The organism is Mesorhizobium sp. M7A.F.Ca.AU.002.02.1.1, assembly GCF_003998535.1.
GTDB lineage: Bacteria > Pseudomonadota > Alphaproteobacteria > Rhizobiales > Rhizobiaceae > Mesorhizobium > Mesorhizobium ciceri.
Window position 1 is genome coordinate 1 of the sequence record NZ_RZPB01000432.1, and the last position, 5373, is coordinate 5373.

The window sequence follows — 5373 nt, forward strand, 5'->3', positions numbered from 1 at the left end:
GAAAACGACATTGCATGAAACAAGACCTGAAGGTGCAGCGCGTGAATCCGACCAACCGCGACACGGTTTAGGTTTCTGTCGCCCCATGTCCTCTTTGGCCAGCAGGAAAACATGTGGTAGGCTCAACATGGCCTGGCGTGGCGGATTTAAGAAGTTCCTGAACGGAATGCTGTTAATATAGCGGGAACTTCAAATCCATCACATTGGCGGCCGCGTCCAGGAGGGGGCTCGACCCATGCCCAATGAACGTGCCACCGTTGTCCGGACACCGGTTGGCTCCGAGCTGTTGACCTTCACGCATCTTGTCGGACGCGATGAGATCAGCCGTTGTTTTGCCTATACGGTCGGATTCGTGAGCACCGACTCCGATATCGATCCGTTGAAGATGCTGGGCGGGCCGCTCTCGATCGAAGCTGAATCTGATCCGAAACGCTGGTTCAGCGGCATCGTCTCCGAGTTCCGGCTCACCCGGCTGGAAGATCGGCTGGCCTACTATGAGGCGGTCATCAGGCCGTGGCTCTGGTTTCTCGGCAACACCACCGATTGCCGTATTTTCCAGAACAAGAGCGTCCTCGACATCGTCAAGGACATCTTCAAGAAATACGGTATCGCGGAATTCGATCTGCGCCTGCAAGGGTCCTATCCCCCGCGCGAATATTGCGTGCAGTACGACGAACCCGATCTGGATTTCGTGCAGCGGCTGCTGGAGCATGAAGGCATCCTGTATTTCTTCGAGCATGATGACGGCAAGCACACGCTTGTCCTGGCCGATGCGATGAGCAAGCTGAAGCCTGCGCCGGGCTACGAGAAAGTGCTCTATAACTTTGAAGGTCAGGGTTCGCGGCGCGATGTCGAATACATCACTGAATGGATACCGGGCAGTTCGGTGCGCCCAGGCGCCTATGCCCACACTGACTATGATTTCACGAAGCCGGGCGCCGATCTCATGGCCAAGTCGGCCCAGCCGTTCAGCCACAAGGAGGCAGCGGGCGAGAACTACCGCCAGCCCGGCGCGCATCTCGAAACGGGCCGGGGAGACAGCCTGGCCGCGATCCGGCGTGAGGAAATCCAGGCCGTCCACCAGCGCATCGCCGCCGTCGGCACCGTGCGCGGCCTCTATTCGGGCTGCACGTTCAAGCTGGATAGCTTTCCGCGCGAGGACCAGAATCAGGAGTATCTGGTGGTCAGCGCCGAATACAGACTGTTTGATCCAGGCTACAGAGCCCATGCTGACGTCAACAGCGAGAATTTCAAGGTGATCCTCGGCCTGGCGCCGACAGCCTTGCCCTATCGTCCGCCGCGGATCACGCCACGGCCGATCATGCGCGGCCCCCAGACGGCGACGGTGGTCGGCCCGTCTGGCGAAGAAATATTCACCGACAAATATGCGCGGGTGAAGGTGCAGTTCCATTGGGACCGTCTGGGCAAGAAGGACCAGAACAGCTCCTGTTTCGTGCGGGTGTCGCAGACCTGGGCCGGCAGCGGCTGGGGCTTCATCCAGATCCCGCGCATCGGCCAGGAGGTGATCGTCGACTTCATCGAAGGCGACCCGGACCTGCCGATCATTACCGGCAGGGTCTACAACGCCTCCCAGATGCCGCCCTACGGGCTGCCGGGCAGCGCCACGCAATCGGGCTGGAAGTCCGACTCCTCCAAAGGCGGTGGCGGCTACAACGAGCTGATGTTCGAGGACAAGGCCGGCTCCGAACTGGTCAATTTCCAGGCGCAGAAGGACCACATCCTTCTGGTCAAGCACGACCGCACCAAGCTGGTGCAGCACGACCAGTCCGACCGCATCGACCACGACGCCAAGCATTCCGTCGGCCACAACCTCGATGAGGACGTCGGTAACAACAAGACGGTCAAGATCGGCGTCGACCAGACCACCAACATCGGCTCGAACGACACCGAGACAGTGGGCGCCAACCGCTCGCTGACGGTCATGGCCAACGAGACCATCCATGTCGTGTCGAACTCGACGGAGAACATCGACGCCAATCACACGCAGACGGTGGGGATTGTGCAGACGGTGAGCGTTGGCGCTGCGCGTGTCGATACGGTCGGAGCATCGGAGACCAGAAGCGTCGGCGGGCCGCAGACCAACACGATCGGCGCGACACGGTCCGTGACGGTTGGGGCAGCGCAGGACCACAGCATAGGTGCGAGCGACAGCTGGACGATTGCTTCCGATCAGAGCGTGTCCATAGGCGGCGGCCACACCGAGAGCATCGCGAAGGATCAAGGTTCGACGGTCGGCGGAGGACGCACCGCTTCGGTAGGCAAGGACGATTCGACATCGGTGGCCGGCGCGCATTCCCTCTCGGTCGGCAAAGACAGTGCCATTTCTGTCACCGGCAATGGCACGATCAAAATCGGCAAGAAGCTGGTCATCGACGCCGGTGACGAAATTCTCATCACAACCGGCTCGGCCAAGATCATGATGAAGAAAGACGGCACGATCGCGATCGAGGGCAAGGACATTTCGGTCAAAGGGTCAGGAAAGATCAGCATCAAGGCTTCTAGCGACATCACGATGAAGGGTTCGAAAATAGGGGAGAACTAGAGCATGGAAAAGGTTCGTGATCGCGTCGATGGCGTCGTAATTGGCCAGTTTCTCGGTTTCGGCGAAGACGGTCCTCTGGTAGTATTTCCGGGCAATTCGAAAGAAACCGCACTAGCGGCGCGCAGCCTTGCCGAACTGTCATCCGATATGATCGGCCAGGAGATCGCCTTGTTGTTCGAGGACGGAGATGCGCGGCGGCCGCTCATCGTCGGGCGCATCGTGGAACTGGTGCGCAAGCATGCGGCACCTGCAGTTATTCGCGATGGAGACCGCGTGCGGATTCACGCCGAAGAACGGATCGAATTACGCTGCGGCAAGGCAACGATCCTGATGGAGAAAGACGGTCGCATCACCATCAGAGGTACTTTCGTTACCAGCCACGCCAGTGCCGCCAACCGTATTCGCGGCGGTTCGATCGACTTAAATTGATGATGGTCGCGGGGAGCTACGGCCAACAATCGGACGGTACCGTTGAACATCGCATCGTCAAGGACATTGTGCGTCAGCACGCCGAGCTGGCGGCTTTCTTGTGGGCGCAGCGCGACACGTTGGCCGCCGAGGACCCACCTGAGGGAAACGTGGTCGACGGCGTCGGCAGGCGGCTTGAGGCAAACCTTGACGGCTTGCGTATTGCCGGGGTAGCCGCATGGCCGTTCATCGAGGCTGCCTATGAGGACTTCCCCGAAAAGGGGGAGTTGTTCCTTTTCACATGGTTGGCAATTGAGCAGGGTAGCGATAACAAGATCCGACAAGCCGTTGAACTTGGCCGTGCTTCGGATGACGATGCGCGGGGCCTGGTCGGAGCACTGGCATGGCATAAGGCCGAAACGATTAGTCCCTTGGTACGGCGTTGGATCAGCGCGCAAGACGCGTTCCTACGCTATCTCGCTGTCGCGGCCTGCCGCGAACATGGGGTCGACCCAAAAGCTCTGTTGACGAATCTGATGCGCGATCCTGACGTCCGCGTGCGGGCAAACAGCCTGCATTTGGCGGGGGTACTGCAACGCCTCGATCTGGTGCACGAAGTTGCTGGCGCGCTAGATGCCGACGACGGAAGCGTGCGGCTATGGGCAGCCTGGACACTGAACGAACTTGACCGCGGGGATTTGGCGAGGGCGGAGTTGCGAAAGGTTGCGGCCACCAATGGGCCAAATGCACCGACGGCTTTGCGAGCCTTGATCAAGGCAGGGCCACAGGACGACGTCCGCGCCTTCATGGGTGGCTTGCTCAAGTCGCCCGACACGGCGTCGCTAGCCGTGCGTGGCGCCGGCATGCTGGGCGATCGTTCGATCCTGCCTTGGCTGGTGCAGCAGATGCGCATTCCAGCGCTCGCTGCGGCCGCTGGCGGCGCGCTGCTCGAGACCTTCCCGGAAGCACGCGGCATCGACGGGTTGTTTACGCTCGATCCGACCACGCTTGGGCCTGACTTTGAGGATCACTTCGGCGATTTTGCGATGAAGGTGCCTGTGGCAGAGAACGTTAGGATGTGGAGCAACAGTGTGCTCCAAAAATAATCAAGAAACGCGCCGAGACCGCGACTCGAGCCACGAGCCGATCGATCAGGATCCCCGTGGGGTATCGAGAATTTCGGCGCAGCGCACCGCGGTCATGATCGGTGCCAATGACGCGTCTGTTAGAAGCACAACCGGCGCAATCTGGGTTTCCTCCACCGGCCACCAATCGCTGATTCCGCCCCTTATGACCGCCCATGCATCGTCTGAGCGCCCGGCTTTGGCCAGCGCGGCGGCGAGGAACACCACGTTGTCGAAAATACCGGGCAGGGTGTTGTCTTTTTCAAACATCTGCACCGCACCCTCATGATACTCATAGACACGCGCCAGTCCGATCATATGATCGGCCCGTGTCTGCGGATCCGAAAACTTTTTCTTGCTGCCTTCAACCTTCGCCACCGCCTCAGCAAAGCGAACTGCGCCACCAAGCTGCACACCCTGCGGTAAGCGAAAATCCTCCGAACCGTGTGATGCGGCGAACGCAGCCAGCCTTGCGAGTATCTTCAGAAGATCGGGATCGCCCTTCTTTCCCAAACTGCGGCGGCCGATCTCCGCTGTCTTTGCGGCTCGATCCCAGCTTTCGGTTTGGCGTGCCGCTAGCGAGCAAAGCGTGATCTGATCAATCTGGACGTCGAACGTCTCGAATTGGTCTAGTGCGGCGACGGACGTCTCGACATGTCCGAGCACTTCGTGCCATTGACCGCGGTACGCCGAGATCTCCGCGAGAGCCGCTGCGGCCCGGGCCGTACCCTTCTTCACCAGGTCGGCGAACGCCTGTTCCGCTTCTTCGATGTCCCCACCCAGAGCCTTCTTTTGTGCCGCCTCAAGCTGCGTTAGTTTTGCCATTCGGGAATCTCCGGGTTAAACCTGTGAGCGATGTCGCGATGAAGTTCGTCATCGATTTCAAGAGTGTTGTCTTCGTCGACAAAAAAAGCGCCTTCAGCGTAACACGCGTCAATCGTTTTGATCATTGCCGTAAGGCTCTCATACTCCACAGGCTGCTGGGGCTCCCCATGAATGAAGCCGATTATCTCTGCGGTTTCCTTCTTCTCATGGCCGCATGAGGCGAGGTAGAAATCCCCGCCTCCGTCAGCAAACACCGGAAACCACCCTTTGCGCCACTGCGGTGCGTCCCTTCGTTCCATGAATATTTCGACAGCTTCTTCGAGCGACAGCAGGTAGAAGCCGGGGAAAAAGTAAACGGTGTCCAACTGCTCGCCTTCGTTCACCCTGGTTCCGTCGCGCCAGCGATATAGTTGCTCCAACTCCAACGGAAGCGGGAAAGGCAACCGTGCCTCC

Annotated in this window: 6 protein-coding genes; 4 read left to right on the forward strand and 2 right to left on the reverse strand. The window is 59.6% G+C overall.

Translation table 11 applies throughout. The features are described from left to right. The 4 genes from EN879_RS39480 to EN879_RS23275 form a co-directional block, all read left to right on the forward strand. A partial coding sequence (locus tag EN879_RS39480) for a hypothetical protein (RefSeq protein ID WP_206520986.1) occupies positions 1–181 on the forward strand: 181 nt, incomplete at its 5' end. A gap of 54 nt (positions 182–235) precedes the next feature. Beyond that, positions 236–2563 (forward strand): type VI secretion system tip protein TssI/VgrG, encoded by a 2328-nt coding sequence (gene tssI / locus EN879_RS23265; RefSeq protein ID WP_013525290.1) that lies wholly within the window; start codon positions 236–238, stop codon positions 2561–2563. 3 nt (positions 2564–2566) lie between these two features. After that, positions 2567–2992, forward strand: a complete 426-nt coding sequence (locus tag EN879_RS23270; RefSeq protein WP_013525291.1) for a DUF6484 domain-containing protein — start codon at positions 2567–2569, stop codon at positions 2990–2992. Further along, positions 2989–4077 carry a hypothetical protein gene (locus tag EN879_RS23275; protein WP_164752018.1) on the forward strand — a complete coding sequence of 363 codons (1089 nt, stop codon included), beginning with the start codon at positions 2989–2991 and terminating at the stop codon, positions 4075–4077. Before EN879_RS23270 ends, EN879_RS23275 begins: the two co-directional genes overlap by 4 nt. A 45-nt stretch (positions 4078–4122) precedes the next feature. Here the strand turns inward: EN879_RS23275 and EN879_RS23280 are convergent, their stop codons facing one another. Further along, positions 4123–4920 carry a hypothetical protein gene (locus tag EN879_RS23280; protein WP_013525293.1) on the reverse strand — a complete coding sequence of 266 codons (798 nt, stop codon included), beginning with the start codon at positions 4918–4920 and terminating at the stop codon, positions 4123–4125. Continuing rightward, positions 4908–5373 (reverse strand): SMI1/KNR4 family protein (locus EN879_RS23285; protein ID WP_164774535.1); only part of this gene is annotated, 466 nt, incomplete at its 5' end. The genes EN879_RS23285 and EN879_RS23280, both read right to left, overlap by 13 nt.

What these genes read in the sequence shown, in the direction of transcription:
- tssI (WP_013525290.1), top strand. Translation starts at nt 236, where the DNA reads ATGCCCAATGAACGTGCCACCGTTGTCCGGACACCGGTTGGCTCCGAG.
- EN879_RS23270 (WP_013525291.1), top strand. Translation starts at nt 2,567, where the DNA reads ATGGAAAAGGTTCGTGATCGCGTCGATGGCGTCGTAATTGGCCAGTTT.
- EN879_RS23280 (WP_013525293.1), bottom strand. Translation starts at nt 4,920, where the DNA reads ATGGCAAAACTAACGCAGCTTGAGGCGGCACAAAAGAAGGCTCTGGGT.